The organism is Paucilactobacillus wasatchensis (assembly GCF_000876205.1).
Taxonomy (GTDB): Bacteria; Bacillota; Bacilli; order Lactobacillales; family Lactobacillaceae; genus Paucilactobacillus; species Paucilactobacillus wasatchensis.
In genome coordinates this window covers 1-15,511 of sequence record NZ_AWTT01000047.1, presented here as the reverse complement: position 1 = coordinate 15,511, position 15,511 = coordinate 1, and the positions used below count along the sequence as shown (strand labels likewise).

Sequence of the window (15,511 nt, the reverse complement as noted above, 5' to 3'; positions counted from 1 at the left end):
GTTTTCTTGGTCTCTTTTAAATTTTGACTGAATTAAAACTATTCAGGTAAAACACACTTATTTACGGCTGCTAGCTTAATTTTCTATGTTATAATGGTTCTAAACAAAAAAGAATAAGAGGGTAATTCTGATGGCACACAAACAAACGTTAGCTCAACGGATCAATATTCTGCGTGCAAGTGTAATGGGAGCCAATGATGGTATTTTATCGGTTGCAGGGATTGTTATTGGGGTTGCTGGTGCGGCGACCAGTAGTTATGCAATTTTGATTTCTGGTTTGGCCGGAACATTGGCTGGGACGATTTCAATGGCAATGGGCGAATATGTGTCAGTGAACACGCAAAAAGATTCGCAAAAGATGGCCATTATTCAGCAAACCGAACGCTTAAAGGAAGACTATGATCATGAATTTAAAATTGTGAAGCAAAAATTCACGGAACAAGGAATTAAAGAAGAACTTTCACAACGTGCGACAATGGAGCTAATGACGCAAGACGCTTTGGCAACCACCATGCGTGAACGTTATGGTTTTAATATTCATGATTTGACTAGTCCATATGCAGCTGCAATTGCTTCAATGATTTCGTTTCCCACTGGTGCTATTTTACCGTTAGTATCGATTACATTTTTTCCGATTCATATTCGGATTATGGCGACGGTGCTCGCAGTTATTGCTGCATTGGCGCTTACAGGGTATAGTGCAGCCGTTTTAGGCAATTCTAATCGTTATCGTGCAGTTGTTCGTAATATTATCGCCGGTATTTTAACGATGATTGTGACTTATTTTATTGGTCATTTATTTGCCTAGTGGAGGGATAACTAAAATGAATGAATTAACAAAGCATGAAACTAAACGAGTTCAAACGATGGAAGAAAAACTAAATACGTTGCGAGCAGGGGTGCTGGGAGCTAATGATGGTGTTTTGACGGTTGTAGGGGTACTGTTCAGTGTTGCAGCAGCAACTTCCAATCAGTTTGTTATCATGATCGCTGGTATTTCAGATTTACTGGCATGTGCGTTTTCGATGGCCTCAGGTGAATATGCATCTGTCAGTACGCAAAAAGATACCGAAAAATCAGCGGTTGTCACGGAACAACGGTTATTAAAGTCAGATTTTGCTGGCCAAATCAAGGTAGTAACTGACTATTACATTGCGGAAGGCGTATCCAAGCAAACAGCAACTGAAATTGCAAAGGATTTATTGGCCAAAAAGGCATTGGCTACGGTTGTTAAAATAAAATACGGCATTGAATTGGGTCATTACTTAAATCCGTGGGACGCTGCAATATCATCTCTGTTTGCTGCCTCGATTGGTGGTATTTTTCCGCTAGTAGCTATGACATTTGCACCTGCTGATTTAAAAATGATTGCCACAATAATTGCTGTGACATTCTCAGTTGCATTAACTGGATTAATTAGCTCAAAACTGGGTAACGGAATGGTAAAAAATGCGATTATTCGTAATATTATTGTGGGACTGATTACAATGTTTATTCATTATTATGTGGGTCAGTTGTTTTAGTAACCTTCTATGATTGATCAATCGAGATTATAAAATGTGTTCCTGAAGTTATTTTAATTTCCATTCTCGTTACAGTGTTAATGCGTGTAGAGCTACAATTTTCTAACGTATAAGAAAAGAGCTTCAATCAATAATTCAAAAAATGAATTGGTGATTGAAACTCTTTTCTTTTACCACGATAATTACTCAGGAATGTGACCGTTCATTCTTTGTCTGCCGGCGTATTAAATAATTCCTCATCCAGTCCACGTTCAACTTCTGCTTGGATAGTGACGTGGCCAATATTGTATTTTGTGTGCAATAGCTTTTCGATTTCTAGGTAGATGGGTTCGACTTCACTTAATTGAATGTCTGGTAAGTTAATGTGAGCGGAAAAAATAATTCTTTGCTCATCAATCATCCAAGCGTGGACGTGGTGAACAGAAACGACTCCATCGATGGCCACAATATCATGCTTAATCGCGGGGTAGTCAATGTCGGGAGATGACTGCATTAAAATGCTTAATGTTTTATGAATAATTGGCCAAGCTTTATAGCAAATATAGATGGCGACAATGATCGTAATTAAAGGATCAATCCAGGTGATTTCAGTAAATGTGATTACAATTCCACCGATAATAACTCCAATGGATGACAAAGCATCGCTCAAAACATGTAAGTAGGTCGCCTTGATGTTGAGACTGCTAGTGCTGCCACTATGGAGTAATACTGCAGAAACCAGATTAGCAATCAATCCGATAATAGCAACCACTAACATAATTGGCCCGTCAATTGGTTGGGGATGGTTAAAACGTTGGACGGCTTCGACCACTAGAAAAACTGAAATTATGACTAAAAGCAACCCATTTAGCAGTGCAGCCAAAATTTCTGCTCGCCGATAACCAAATGTTCGTTTGGCATTTTCGGGGCGTGAGCCAATTACTTGGGCACAAAAACCCATCACAATGGATAGCGAATCTCCTAGATTATGGATAGCGTCAGAAAGCAAGGCAAGACTTCCTGATAACAAACCACCAATAATTTCAACTACGGTGATGAGAATATTTAATAATGTAACTGCCAAAAATCGGCGACTGGTAATTAATTTTGAATGCATGAGAACACCTGACTTATTTGATTTTTTCAAGTTGCTTGCCGTCCGGTTATATTTTTTGTGTTGTTAACTTGTCTGGTTATAATAATATTGAAATTTGCGTTAAAATAAATTTTAGGCAGTCCGAACTCTTAATGTTATGATATGCTATTCCTATTCACTCTTCAACTGATATAAGTGGAGTAAGATCTATTTCATCTTAACTTAGTTCAGTCTTCCTTTGCAATGAGATCTAGTTGTAGATAATGAAAATTTTTTATCTTGGTTTGTTGAGGTGACATACATGACTCCGATGAAAGAAGACTACCTAAAGATTATTTTTGAACTGGGTGGTGTTCAGAAAAAAATTTCTAATAAACAGATTGCCCTGGGCTTAGGGGTAGCGGCAGGCTCGGTAACTGAAATGATCGCCAAGTTAGTGGCTGAAAAATTGGTAATTCACGAACCATACGCTGGTATTTCATTAACCAAACAAGGATTAAGATTTGCGACGCAGTTAGTTCGTAAGCATCGGCTGTGGGAGTCCTTTTTAGTACAAAAGTTGAATTACGGATTACAAGACGTGCATCCGGAGGCTGAGCTGCTTGAGCATGAAACCAGTCAACGTTTAGCTAACGCACTCGATACATTTCTCGAACATCCCAAATATTGTCCCCATGGCGGAGTGATTCCCGATAGTGATGGCAAATATAATGATATTAGTCATTTATCATTGGCTGACGTAAAAGATGATGAAAAAGTTACTGTTGAACGTTTCATCGATAATCATGAATTGCTGGTTTACTTATCTGGTACAGGGTTGCACATCAATGATAAAATTAAAGGATTACACCATGATCCATTTGAAGGCCCCATCCAAGTTATACGAATGATAGATCAGGCGAAAATCGATATTTCTTACAAAGCGGCTCATAATATTTTTGTTCATTATTGATACTGAAATAAATTATTTTACTGTTTGGTTAATAAACGTTTGTAATTGCTATCTTTTTTCAAATCTATATGTTATACTCAGTTCTGTAGTTTAGGTAAGGTAATTTTGGTTCGATCGTTTCATTGTTTGGAATATCCCCAATTTGCACCGGAACATGAATTACAAAAAATAAAGAACGTGCAAAGTGCACAGGAGGATTTTCAACATGGAACAAGGTACAGTTAAATGGTTTAACGCAGACAAAGGTTTTGGTTTTATTACTCGCGAAGATGGCAATGATGTATTCGTACATTTCTCAGCTATCCAAGGCGACGGCTTCAAGACTCTTGAAGAAGGCCAATCAGTTTCTTTCGACGTTGAAGAAAGCGACCGTGGACCACAAGCCGTTAACGTTAACAAGCAGTAAAAACTTAATTAACGAATAACGTTTAAACTCCTAGTGTTAGTTTACTAATACTAGGAGTTTTTTTGTCCAAAAAAATGTTGCTTAATGATTAGCTGGTAGTGCATAATTAAACAGATTTAGGATTTTGATATGAGGTGAAATGAAATCGTGGTAGCAGATGAGCAAAAACAATTAAATGTAATCAATGCCTGCTTACTAGCAGGCCGCATTCTGATCGAAAATGGTTCAGAAATGACTCGTGTTATCGATACAATGCAGCGAATATCACATAATGCCGGTGTTGATTCAGCACAGATGTTTGTTACCGTGACCGGCATAGTGATTTCAGTAAATAATACCCCTAACGCACAAGTTGCTACAATTGAACGGCGGACGATCGATTTAGATAAAGTAGCACGAGTCAACGAACTTTCCCGTGCATTTGCGGAACAAAAATTATCACTAACTACACTGGCAAAACGACTAGACCGAATTGACAATGACACACCAACGTTTTCTTTTTGGCTCCGTTTGTTGGCAGCAGCTCTATTGAGTGCTGTTTTGTTGATTGTCTTCACCAATGAATATGTTGATGCACCAGCGGGCTTTGTCATTGGCGGTGTTGGTTACGCTGTTTTCGATTTTTTTAACCGTCAATTTAAGGTTCAATTTTTGAGCGAATTTATTGCATCATTGGTGATTGGCTTGTTGGCCGCAATTGCTGTCCGGTTACATTTGGGACAGTATCTGGATAACATCATCATTGGAAGTGTGATGCCGTTGGTACCAGGTGTGCCCATCACAAATGCCGTCCGTGATTTAGTTGGTGGTAATTTAATCAGTGGGCCTGCCCGGGCTGTTGAAGCGTTGCTTTCGGCCGCCGCAATTGGTACCGGTATTGTTTGTGTCCTGCATTTTGTTTAGGGAGAAATTAAAATGGTAAAGCTATTATTTGAGTTGCTAATGGCCTATTTAGCAACTATGTGTTTTGGTATTATTTTGAATATTCCTCGGCGGGCACTTAATATGGCCGGTCTAATTGGCGGGTTTGCTTGGGGATTTTATTGGATTATTTCACGCTTAGGAGTCGGGATTGCCTTTGGTAATCTAATGGCGGCTTTTTTGATTAGTGTGATTAGTATGTACGCAGCCTATTATAAAAAGATGCCGATGGTAATTTTTAACATTCCAAGTCTGGTCTCATTTGTACCGGGCGGTCAGGCTTATCAAATGATTCGTAATTTTGCCATTGGGCACTCACAAACTGCCTGTGGGTTTTTAGTTCAGGTGGTGGTAATTGCAGGAGCGATTGCCATGGGCTTTATTTTGGGAGAACTTTATCATCAAATTTGGCAGTATGGGCGCAAAAAAATGGGCACGCACTATGAATCTTAAAAAAATGAAAAAAGCCTAGCTAATTTTTAACGTATGGTATACTTTGACTGACTAATAATTTGGGGGAACACTTCATATGTATATGGAACAAGATTCGAGTCGCTTAAGACGCTTTTTAATCAGTGGCATTATTTTTGTATTAATTGCAGCCATGATTATGGCTAATTCAGTGGCATTTCAATTATTTGATTCAATGTTACAAGGTTTCTTTGTTACGGATTCACAAACCAGCTTTAAAACTTTAGTCATGACGATTGTATCTGCACTCGGTAGTCCAAAAATGGCGGTCGTTTACGTAGTTATCATTGCCTTTTTGCTCTGGGGTTTTAAGTATAAAATCCCAGCAATTTGGGCAATTGCCACCCTTGGAAGTGGTGATGTGGTCGCATTTTTAGTTAAAAATGTGGTTAAAAGAGCACGACCAGCCCAGCATTTAGCTGGCGATGATGGTTTTAGTTTTCCTAGCGGCCATGTTTTCGGGATGTTTATAATTGCTGCCATTTTATTTTTGGTAGTTATTCCGAATATTCAAAGAGGTCTATGGCGGTTGCTTTGTCAAATCCTAATTGTCATCTTTTTAATCTTATTAGCTATTTCCCGCGTTTACTTATATGCTCACTATCCTAGCGATGTAATCGGGGCAATGTTGTTAGCATATACTTGGGTTCAAGTAGCAGAATGGCTGTATGTTTGGTTTGCGCCGATTCTAAAACGGTGGAAATTTGTTGCTAATTCACAAATTTAGCAAATTAGTTGGTAATTGGCTTGAATTATGGTAAATTCGTGTTAGCAGAACTAATAGTTAAAGACTTTTAGTGGAGGTGACCGAAGATGAAATTACAACGCTCAAATGAAAAAGTGTTTGCAGGTGTTCTGGGTGGTTTTGCGGAGTATCTAGGCTGGGACAAAACATTAGTCCGGTTAGGATATTCGGCAATTACATTGTTTACTATGTTTATGCCTGGGATAATATTTTATTTTGTTGCTGCAATAGTTATGCCTGACAGCGAAAATTAGTGAGTTTCTCACGCAATCGTTCCGCAAGCACTGAAATTAAAAGATGAGGTCTCAGAAAAATTATTTCTGTAACCTCATCTTTTTTGTTGTGAACTAATTATTAATTAATCAGCATGTTTTCTTGTAACCATTCAATAGCAAGATCAAACCAGTGAGCCGCGTGAGGCTGATTTGCATCATCTTTCCAGGCAGTGCGTTCATCGGCTAATGCCAAACCATGCGGACCATGATGAAAAATATGCAGTTCTTGTGGAATATTGTGGACCGCGAGTGCGTTTGCGTAAGCTAGTGAATTGTTAACCGGTACTATTGGGTCGTCATTGGTGACCCAACAGAATGTAGGCGCATTGCTGTTAGTGACATGCTCTTGAGCTGCAAATTTTGCTGGCTCGGTTGTCCACGCACTATAATCAGTGCCTGAAGCTGGGAAACCGGCCCTAAGATCAATGACAGGGTAACCTAAAATAATTGCTGATGGCTGTAGTTGCATGGCAGGGACGCTCGTTGCCTGAGTTAACCATTCTGAATCCCAATAATCATTATACAGACTAACAATGTGGCCACCAACTGAGAAGCCCATCGTAGCGACTTGATTTGGGTTCAGCCGCCATTCAACGGCATGGTTACGGAGCATGTTAAATGTTAATCCTAATTCAATAATTGGTGCTGGTAATAATGGGCTCTTTTCACCAGCGAAACTATAGCGTAAAATAAAACTTTGATAGCCTTGAGCAGCAAATGCAAGAGCAATGGATTCTGCTTGCTGGACTGGGATGTGAGTATATGAGCCACCAGGAACAAAAATGATGGCCGGTAAAGAAGTGTGACCGGCATGCTCGTCTGGTTCTCGCAAGTAACCAGTCACGGTCGCCTTGGTCGCATAATTTTTAGTAGATAATGATTTTTGAATAACTTGCACAGTTAGCACCTCAACAATTTTAGTTTAATGAGGCTATTATAATGCAAATTCAGTATAAAACAAACCGATTAAGAATAACACGATTGCAGCGAACGGATTTGAATGCGTTAAATCAATTATTAAGTGATCCAATCATCCGCGACCTCAGCGGATTACAGTTACCAGCTGATAACGCACAACGGCTACTGGCATTGTCAATGGTGACACCAGAACCATATATTTTTGTACTCAAGTTAGTCGGCACGGATGAATTGATTGGTATGTTCGGCTTTTATCAGTGCTATCGGGCTGATTTTATGATTTCAGCGCATTACCGTGAGTTAGGCTACTTATTAGGCCAAAAGTGGTGGGGTAATGGGTACGTGGCCGAAGCTGGTAATAAATTAATTAGCGACTTTTTTGCTACCACTCAATATCGTTATCTGTGTGCTGGGGTGATGGCAAATAATCACAGATCGCAACGGGTGTTAACTAAGTTGGGGTTAAAACAGACAAGCCACCCCACGGAGCTGGCGGCCAGCCAATTTAATGATTTAGAACAGTATTACCAACGTGACAGCCTGATGATGTCCACATAGAGTTGCGACTAATCGTTTGTATGCTAATGCACAATTTTTATCACCATTCCCTTATTTTTTAATTTAATTCTAATATTCGTCGATAAAATTAAGCCTCAATCGCTGATTAATCGGATGATATGGTAAAATTAAGGTACTAAATGATATTTGCGAGGTGATTGATATGCAATTAACAAAGGCAACAGAACAAGCAGCTTGCATTTTAACGTTATTAGCAACTCAAGAACATGATATTCCACTTTCGTCTGAATTAATTCATCAACGATTAGGTGGTTCACAAAGTTATCTCCAAAAAATTATGCGTCGGCTAGTCGTTGCTGAACTGATCAAATCGGTTAGCGGTAATAACGGTGGCTTTACACTAGCAAAACCAGCAAATGAAATCACTGTCTACTCAATAGTTGAAGCTGTTGAAGGTGAGGTGCACTCATATCCTAATTTTGGCTTCATTGACCGAGTTTTTGCGGAGGCCCAGCCACTAGCTAGCCAAGCCTCACAGACAGTTAACTCTATCTTCGATAAGGCCGATGCAGCCTGGATTAATGTATTGAAACAACATAATTTAGCTGAAATCTTGGTTGATTTATTACAGGTCACGAAGGTTCCGACAATTAATTGGAATGATAGCATCATGGCACCGAAAAATTTCATTACTCAAATTCGTGAAAATTTAGCAGAAATAAAATTACAATAGTCTTGTGCTTTTGGTCCCCTGGTGTATAATAGCCTTCGTATCAGGAGAAGAGGCTATGCATTTCACCAGTTCTTGTTGCTGTAGATGATTAAGCATCAACGGAGTAACCAAGTGGTGATTTGCCGAAATGAATAGCTACTTATTTAGTTATTCGTCGCAATCTGGTGATTTAACCAGAAACTTTTGCAAGTGACATTGCGGAACGTTGTCGACGATCTGACCGGACAAATGGTGGGTCTTTTTGTTTAGCGTTCATAAACAAAGAGATCCTTTTAATTTGGCGTTTCTGACTCTTTGGATGAAACAATTACGTGTTGCAATTGTGACACAAGGAGGAATAAAAATGGGAATGGAAACACAAAGTGAAAATGGGCAAATGAAGCGTTCATTAAAGACACGTCATTTATCGATGATTGCGTTGGGTGGTTCAATTGGGACTGGTTTGTTTGTTGCCAGTGGTTCAGCCATTTCAACTGCTGGACCTGGTGGTGCTTTGGTTGCCTATGTTGCAATTGGTATCATGGTTTATTTTTTAATGACAAGTTTAGGGGAAATGGCCACATACATGCCATTAACAGGTTCTTTTGCGGCCTATTCAACTAAATTTGTGGATCCGGCGTTAGGTTTTGCCATGGGCTGGAACTACTGGTTTAATTGGGCGATTACAATCGCGGTGGACGTTACCACAGCTGGAATTGTTATGAACTTTTGGTTGCCCAATGTTCCAGGGTGGATATTTAGTGCCGTCGCAATGCTGTTGGTTTTCCTAATTAATGCACTGTCTGTAAGTTCATTTGGTGAGGCAGAGTATTGGATGGCCATTATTAAGGTTGTTACGGTAATCATTTTCTTGGCAGTTGGGTTACTAACAATTGTCGGTATTTTAGGCGGTCCAGCCATTGGATTTCATAATTTAACTGTTAAAGCTGCACCCTTTGTTGGTGGTATTCCGCCAATCCTAAGTGTCTTTGTTGTCGCGGGATTCTCGTTTCAGGGAACTGAATTAATTGGGATTACAGCTGGTGAGTCTGAGACGCCTGAGAAAAGCATTCCCAAAGCTATTCATTCTACCTTTTGGCGGATCTTGTTATTTTATATTTTGGCTATTTTTGTCATTGCTTGTGTTTTGCCATATACAAGCAAGGATTTATTGGGTTCATCGGCTAGCGATATTGCGATCAGTCCATTTACGCTGGTTTTCCGGCGAGCTGGCTTAGCTGCAGCTGCTAGTGTGATGAACGCAGTTATTTTAACCTCTGTAATTTCGGCTGCTAATTCAGGGATGTACGCCTCCACCAGAATGCTATATTCACTGTCACGCGAAGGGTATGCGCCGAAAATCTTTGGCTTAGTTAATCTACGTGGGATTCCAATGTATGCATTGGTTGGTACCACGATAATTGGAGCATTTACTTTTTTGACAGGAATTTTTGGCCCGCAAATTTATCAATTTTTAATTGCCGCGAGCGGGCTCACAGGATTTATTGCCTGGTTAGGGATTGCGATTTCACATTACAGATTCAGAAAAGCATTTATTAAACAGGGGCATAGTGTGGCAGAACTTAAATATCACGCTTCATTATTCCCTTTTGGTCCAATCTTTGCGCTTGTGCTCTGTATTATCGTAATTATAGGACAGGATTTAGATGCATTTGCTAAAATGGATTGGCAAGCAATTGGGTTTACGTATATGAGCATTCCATTGTTCGTTATATTATTCCTGTATTATAAAATTCGCCATAAAACTCATGTAATTCCATTAGATGAAGTTGATCTAAGTCCTAAAACGAAGGGTGAATCGTGGGAAGGGTAGCAGTTAGTCAGTTCAGAAATAAATTCTGAACTTTTTTTATTGCTATCACCGGGTTAGAGTTGATCTCATTAAATTGTAATCAAGAAGTAATTTTAGATTTTGGGTAGAGATGATACAATGAAATGCGTACTGAAATTGGACAAGTTAAATTACTGGAGGAGAAATTTATGATTGTTTTATCAGGAACCATAGGAGCAGGCAAAACAAGTCTGACACAGATGCTGGCTGAACACTTAGGTAGTAAGCCATTTTACGAATCAGTTGACGACAACGAGATTTTACCGCTATTTTATAAGGATCCTAAAAAGTATGCTTTTCTACTCCAGATTTACTTTTTGAATAAGCGCCTGGATGAAATTAAGAGTGCGTTTGCCAATGATACAGATGTGTTAGACCGTTCAATTTTTGAGGATTCCCTGTTGTTTCATTTAAACGCAGACTTAGGTCGTGCAACTGAAACAGAAGTAACTATCTATGATTCATTGTTAAAAAACATGATGGAAGAACTGCCCAACGAACCACACCAAAAGGCACCGGATTTATTAATTCACATCCAAGTATCATTTGAAACGATGCTTGAGAGAATCAAAAAACGTGGCCGGTCGTTTGAACAAATTGAAAATGATCCTAGTTTGTATGACTACTATAAAACGTTGAACCAGCGTTATGTTAAGTGGTTTGACGCCTATGATCAAAGTCCTAAGATCTCAATTAACGGGGATGAATATAACTTCGTTGAAGATACTAAAGCGGCTGATAAGGTGATGACGATTGTGGATCATGAATTACATGCACTTTCATTGAAGTAGCCGCGACAAAAATCATATTGACATTTAAAAACCGTGATGATAAAGTTAAATAGTTGCTTTACGGCATTACTGCGGTAATGAAACGGTTTTGGAGGATTAGCTCAGTTGGGAGAGCGTCTGCCTTACAAGCAGAGGGTCACAGGTTCGAGCCCTGTATCCTCCATTTCACTACTAAGTGAAAAATAATTAAATAAGTTTTATGCGGATGTGGCGGAACTGGCAGACGCGCTAGATTTAGGTTCTAGTGTCTTTTGGACATGGGGGTTCGAGTCCCTTCATCCGCATTATAATTAGTCAATTGAGCTAGTTAGTGAAAAAAATTAAAAAGAAGCTTACAAAAATGATTTCAATTTTTGTAAGCTTCTTTTTTAGTCTGTATTTGAATTTTATTGCGGCTGATGAATAACTTTAGAATTATTATACAAAAAAATCATATTAAAGCTTGACTTTATTCAAAAATAATCCTATGATACTTACAACATAAAAGTATGTTTATACATTTTATCATAATTAAATTTCAGCCATTTTCCCCACTGAAAAGGCAAATATACAATTTGTCGTTAATTTGAATAAGGATAAATATGCAATTTAAATGGTTGGAATTTGAAATTTAGGGAGGAAATTTAGATGAAGAAGTGGACGAAAAAGGGTTGGTTGGTTTCAATGAGTCTGTTGATGGTGTTATCAATTGGGCTTGCTGGTTGTGGCAGTTCCAATGCAGATAACAGTGTCAAAAAGATTAAAGATAAAAAGACGTTGGTCATTGGTACGAGTGCTGATTATGCACCATTCGAATTTCCAATTGTCAAAAATGGTAAAAAGCAAATTACCGGTTACGATATTTTAATTGCTAAACAAATCGGCAAGGATATGGGAGTTAAGGTAAAAATTGAAAATACTGAATTTTCATCTTTAATTTCTGATTTGAAGGGTAATAAGGTTGATTTAATTTTATCTGGGATGACTTCAACCCCAGCACGTAAGAAACAAGTTGCATTTTCAAAGAGTTACTACACCGTTAAAAACTATTTGTTAGTTAAAAAAGCCGATGCGAATAAATACAACACGGTTGCAGATACAAAAGGTGCTCAAATTGGAGCACAACAGGCATCTGTCCAAGAACAAATTGCTAAGAAACAGACCAAAGGCGATATTGTGACTGAAGGATTAGTTACTAGTTTGACCACTGAATTGCAACAGGGCAAATTAGATGGTGTGGTTGTCGAAAGTGAAATTGCTGATAACTACCTGAAAAATTATCCCGATAAGTATGTTAAGGCTAAGGTTAAATTAACAACACCTGCATCACAAAGCCATATTAATGTTGCTGGGCGTAAGGGTGACAAAAAATTAATGAAGCAGGTTAACAAGACAATTACGAAGTTGCAAAAAAATGGCGACATGCAAAAGCTATTGAACCAAGCAGAAAAGATCCAAACAAAGTATGGTACTGCCAAATAAAAGAGGTATATAAATGTTTGATTTCTTAGGAAAATACTATCCATTATTTCTTGATGGGACAGCGCTGACAATTATTATTTCAATCATTGGGGTTGCCTTGGGGATACTATTTGGGCTATTGATGGTGTTGATGCGATTATCTCGGGTGACTGTGTTGCAGTGGATTGTGCGGCTATATATTGGGATTGTGCGGGGCACACCATCAATGATTCAGGTGATGCTAATTTATTACACATTATCAAAGGTACTGCCAATCCCGCAAATTCAAGTGCTAGGTTCGGGATTAGATCGAATTATTCCCGGTGCGCTTGCTTTGGGTATTAATTCAGGAGCTTATACTGCTGAAATATTTCGTTCAGGAATTATTTCAGTGGCGACAGGGCAAAATGAAGCCGGGTTGTCATTGGGGCTTAGCCGGCAGCAAACAATGTTTTCTATTATTTTGCCACAGGCCGTGCGTAATATTTTACCCGCACTAGGTAACGAGTTCATCACTTTGATTAAGGAATCTTCAGTCTTGTTTTATATTGGAGTACAAGAGGTTACGGCACAAGCCTTAGGTGTTGGTGGAACGCTGTATGATTTTGTGCCACCTTTGCTAGTTGCCGGGGTCATCTATCTGATTTTGACTCAAGTATTATCACAGTGTATGCAAGTATTTGAAAAACGACTGAGTAGTAAATATGTTCGATAAGATAAAGGAAGATGAGGGAAAAGAGCACCATTTTTCCGCATCTTCCTTTTTAATTTAAGCTTGCTGCACGATTTGATGTTGACAGGTGGTTTGGAATACATTATCATTATTAAGTCAGATATTTTTAAATAAAAATTTGATTTAATGCTAAAATTGCGGAAGTAGTTCAGTGGTAGAACATCACCTTGCCATGGTGGGGGTCGCGGGTTCGAATCCCGTCTTCCGCTTTTTTATTTTGCACCCATAGCGCAATTGGATAGAGTGTCTGACTACGAATCAGAAGGTTGTAGGTTCGACTCCTACTGGGTGCATCATTCGGGAATTAGCTCAGCTTGGTAGAGCGCAGCGTTCGGGACGCTGAGGTCGCACGTTCGAATCGTGTATTCCCGATAATAAAGAGTAAAAGCTTGTTAGTTAGTATGAAATTACTAATTTAACAGGCTTTTTCTTTGTCTAAGATGTCATTTGATATCAACGAAAATTAATTATATAGAGTCACAACAAATACATTAGTTGTTATGACACTTAAGTATATAAATCAAATCCGTAATTTGGACTATCTTAGTGGTATAAGTATTCGCTTTCATGCTTGCTTTTTGCTACAGGATCTATTAGTTGTGCTAAAATCAATTCAAATACTTTACACTAAAGTACGACGATAACGCCGGTGCGAAAAGGAGCTTATATGAATTATACGTTTGTAGGTGATATACACTCTGCTTCAGACGATTTATCAGCACTATTAAGTGATCCGTTCATTGAAGGTACCAGATTAGTTTTTTTAGGTGATTATATTGATGGCATTGCTACACGTCATGAAAGTGCGCATGATAAGCCACAATTAATTAATCCACTAAGGGTGCTAGAAATAGTTATGGATCGTGTGAATAATCATGGTGATACTGCCATATTGGGCAACCATGATGATTTTTGGATTGAGACAGCAAGAGGTAATGACTTAGCTTATCAAACGTGGAGAATCAATGGTGGTGCTCATACATGGCGCAAACTAGGTATTCATTCGAGTAACTCTATAGTGGTTGCAGATAGTCTTAACCATGAACCGCTAAAAAAGTATACGAGATTTCTTGAAACGTTACCGCTAATTTGGAAAAATGAGCATATATTGGCTGTCCATGCTGGTGTTAATTGGGAATATAGTTTCAAAGAACAGACTAAAGATGATCTCATGTGGATCCGTGATAAGTATTATTTTGATAATAGCAGTAACTGGCACCATAACGATTTAGGTAAGGTTATTGTGACAGGTCACACACCGGTACAGACAATTGCAAATGATGGTAGAGGCTACTTTAAAATGCAAAGCGATGAAGATGATATACCACGTTATTTAATCGATGCAGGGAGCCGTTCTGGTGCTTCGAATGGGGGTATATTTGCTCTTACCCTTGATGAACAAGGGAATGAAGTCAGTAAGCGGTGGGTCATTAACGGCAATGTCTTTGATGGAGACAAGACACATCAGATGAAATAAGGATCAATAATATTTTAAGATTAAACTCGATAGAATTTCATATGTAAATTGCACTCAGTATCGCAAGTGCTGAATGTAGCGCGTGAGTATGGCAGTAAAATTGGCTAGCTAATTGTTGACGTAGATACTAGTCAAACTATCAGGGTAAGTGATAATCTTTTTGCTTACCTCATTTTTTAAACTAAATCTTATAATGGCATGAAAGGAGGTAGACAAATGAAGGCTTTATACTTCACAAAATTTGGTGGGCCAGAGGTGTTGGAATATGGTGAGATTTCTGATCCTGTTATTGATTCTGATTCAGCCTTAGTAGAAACATCTTTAATTGGACTAAACTTTGCAGATATATATCGCCGCCGTGGCAATTATCATATTGAAAATCATACTCCTTGGATTAATGGATACGAAGGAATTGGCCGAGTTACAAAATTGGGCGAAAATGCAAATAGTCTAAAAGTTGGTGACATAATTTTATTTGTTGACGTTCCATACGCTAATGCTGAATTTGTCAGTGTACCAACAAAAAAAGCAATTATTGTACCCGATTCAGTATCGGATGAATTGGCTATCAGCCTAGGATTGCAAGGACTAACAGCCGACTTTTTAGCTCACGATTTGGCTAAAAACTCAGCAGAGAATAAAGTGCTTATTCACGGTATTAGTGGAGGTGTTGGACAGATATTAACTCAAATTCTTGTTTC

The 15,511-nt window shown here is 38.7% G+C and carries 18 protein-coding genes and 5 tRNA genes; 21 read left to right on the top strand and 2 right to left on the bottom strand.

Annotation, left to right across the window (positions count from 1 at the left end; translation table 11 throughout):
* Positions 1–130 precede the first annotated feature (130 nt).
* Both WDC_RS07955 and WDC_RS07950 read left to right on the top strand, forming a co-directional pair.
* Entirely contained in the window at positions 131–808 is a 678-nt protein-coding gene (locus WDC_RS07955; RefSeq protein ID WP_044011333.1) for a VIT1/CCC1 transporter family protein, read from the top strand.
* Between the two features lie 16 nt (positions 809–824).
* Positions 825–1,523 carry a VIT1/CCC1 transporter family protein gene (locus WDC_RS07950; protein ID WP_044011332.1) on the top strand — a complete coding sequence of 233 codons (699 nt, stop codon included), beginning with the start codon at positions 825–827 and terminating at the stop codon, positions 1,521–1,523.
* Between the two features lie 202 nt (positions 1,524–1,725).
* On the opposite strand, the gene WDC_RS07945 is transcribed toward WDC_RS07950, so the two are convergent.
* On the bottom strand, positions 1,726–2,619 hold the full coding sequence (locus tag WDC_RS07945; protein WP_044011331.1) for a cation diffusion facilitator family transporter: 894 nt from the start codon (positions 2,617–2,619) through the stop codon (positions 1,726–1,728).
* 280 nt (positions 2,620–2,899) lie between these two features.
* On the opposite strand from WDC_RS07945, the gene WDC_RS07940 reads away from it, so the two are divergent.
* The 6 genes from WDC_RS07940 to WDC_RS07915 all read left to right on the top strand — a co-directional run bounded on the left by WDC_RS07940 (position 2,900) and on the right by WDC_RS07915 (position 6,347).
* Positions 2,900–3,550, top strand: coding sequence for a metal-dependent transcriptional regulator (locus tag WDC_RS07940; RefSeq protein ID WP_044011330.1), 651 nt, complete (start codon positions 2,900–2,902; stop codon positions 3,548–3,550).
* Between the two features lie 205 nt (positions 3,551–3,755).
* Positions 3,756–3,956 (top strand): cold-shock protein, encoded by a 201-nt coding sequence (locus WDC_RS07935; protein WP_044011329.1) that lies wholly within the window; start codon positions 3,756–3,758, stop codon positions 3,954–3,956.
* 147 nt (positions 3,957–4,103) lie between these two features.
* Positions 4,104–4,859: a threonine/serine exporter family protein gene (locus WDC_RS07930; RefSeq protein ID WP_044011328.1), complete on the top strand. Its 756-nt coding sequence runs from the start codon at positions 4,104–4,106 to the stop codon at positions 4,857–4,859.
* A 12-nt stretch (positions 4,860–4,871) separates the two neighbouring features.
* Positions 4,872–5,330: a threonine/serine exporter family protein gene (locus WDC_RS07925; protein WP_044011327.1), complete on the top strand. Its 459-nt coding sequence runs from the start codon at positions 4,872–4,874 to the stop codon at positions 5,328–5,330.
* A 76-nt stretch (positions 5,331–5,406) separates the two neighbouring features.
* Complete coding sequence (locus WDC_RS07920; protein WP_044011326.1) at positions 5,407–6,075, top strand: phosphatase PAP2 family protein; 669 nt, start codon at positions 5,407–5,409, stop codon at positions 6,073–6,075.
* An 86-nt stretch (positions 6,076–6,161) separates the two neighbouring features.
* Positions 6,162–6,347, top strand: coding sequence for a PspC domain-containing protein (locus tag WDC_RS07915; RefSeq protein WP_044011325.1), 186 nt, complete (start codon positions 6,162–6,164; stop codon positions 6,345–6,347).
* Positions 6,348–6,447: 100 nt separating this feature from the next.
* Here the strand turns inward: WDC_RS07915 and WDC_RS07910 are convergent, their stop codons facing one another.
* On the bottom strand, positions 6,448–7,266 hold the full coding sequence (locus WDC_RS07910) for an alpha/beta hydrolase (protein WP_044011324.1): 819 nt from the start codon (positions 7,264–7,266) through the stop codon (positions 6,448–6,450).
* 41 nt (positions 7,267–7,307) lie between these two features.
* On the opposite strand from WDC_RS07910, the gene WDC_RS07905 reads away from it, so the two are divergent.
* The 13 genes from WDC_RS07905 to WDC_RS07845 all read left to right on the top strand — a co-directional run.
* On the top strand, positions 7,308–7,844 hold the full coding sequence (locus tag WDC_RS07905) for a GNAT family N-acetyltransferase (protein WP_044011323.1): 537 nt from the start codon (positions 7,308–7,310) through the stop codon (positions 7,842–7,844).
* A 163-nt stretch (positions 7,845–8,007) separates the two neighbouring features.
* The gene (locus WDC_RS07900; protein ID WP_044011322.1) at positions 8,008–8,538 is read left to right on the top strand and encodes an Rrf2 family transcriptional regulator; all 531 of its coding nucleotides are present in this window, start codon (positions 8,008–8,010) and stop codon (positions 8,536–8,538) included.
* 349 nt (positions 8,539–8,887) lie between these two features.
* Entirely contained in the window at positions 8,888–10,351 is a 1,464-nt protein-coding gene (locus WDC_RS07895; protein ID WP_044011334.1) for an amino acid permease, read from the top strand.
* Positions 10,352–10,518: 167 nt separating this feature from the next.
* Positions 10,519–11,160, top strand: coding sequence for a deoxynucleoside kinase (locus WDC_RS07890; RefSeq protein WP_044011321.1), 642 nt, complete (start codon positions 10,519–10,521; stop codon positions 11,158–11,160).
* Between the two features lie 90 nt (positions 11,161–11,250).
* A tRNA-Val gene (locus tag WDC_RS07885) sits at positions 11,251–11,323 on the top strand.
* A 38-nt stretch (positions 11,324–11,361) separates the two neighbouring features.
* A tRNA-Leu gene (locus WDC_RS07880) sits at positions 11,362–11,444 on the top strand.
* Positions 11,445–11,787: 343 nt separating this feature from the next.
* A complete protein-coding gene (locus WDC_RS07875) occupies positions 11,788–12,621 on the top strand; it encodes a transporter substrate-binding domain-containing protein (RefSeq protein ID WP_044011320.1) in 834 nt (277 codons plus the stop codon).
* A gap of 13 nt (positions 12,622–12,634) precedes the next feature.
* Positions 12,635–13,315 carry an amino acid ABC transporter permease gene (locus WDC_RS07870; RefSeq protein ID WP_044011319.1) on the top strand — a complete coding sequence of 227 codons (681 nt, stop codon included), beginning with the start codon at positions 12,635–12,637 and terminating at the stop codon, positions 13,313–13,315.
* A gap of 155 nt (positions 13,316–13,470) precedes the next feature.
* Positions 13,471–13,542 (top strand) — tRNA-Gly (locus WDC_RS07865).
* Positions 13,543–13,552: 10 nt separating this feature from the next.
* A tRNA-Arg gene (locus WDC_RS07860) sits at positions 13,553–13,626 on the top strand.
* A 5-nt stretch (positions 13,627–13,631) separates the two neighbouring features.
* A tRNA-Pro gene (locus WDC_RS07855) sits at positions 13,632–13,705 on the top strand.
* Between the two features lie 295 nt (positions 13,706–14,000).
* On the top strand, positions 14,001–14,810 hold the full coding sequence (locus tag WDC_RS07850) for a metallophosphoesterase family protein (protein ID WP_044011318.1): 810 nt from the start codon (positions 14,001–14,003) through the stop codon (positions 14,808–14,810).
* Between the two features lie 216 nt (positions 14,811–15,026).
* Positions 15,027–15,511: alcohol dehydrogenase catalytic domain-containing protein (locus WDC_RS07845; protein WP_044011317.1), on the top strand; the 485-nt coding region annotated here is incomplete at its 3' end.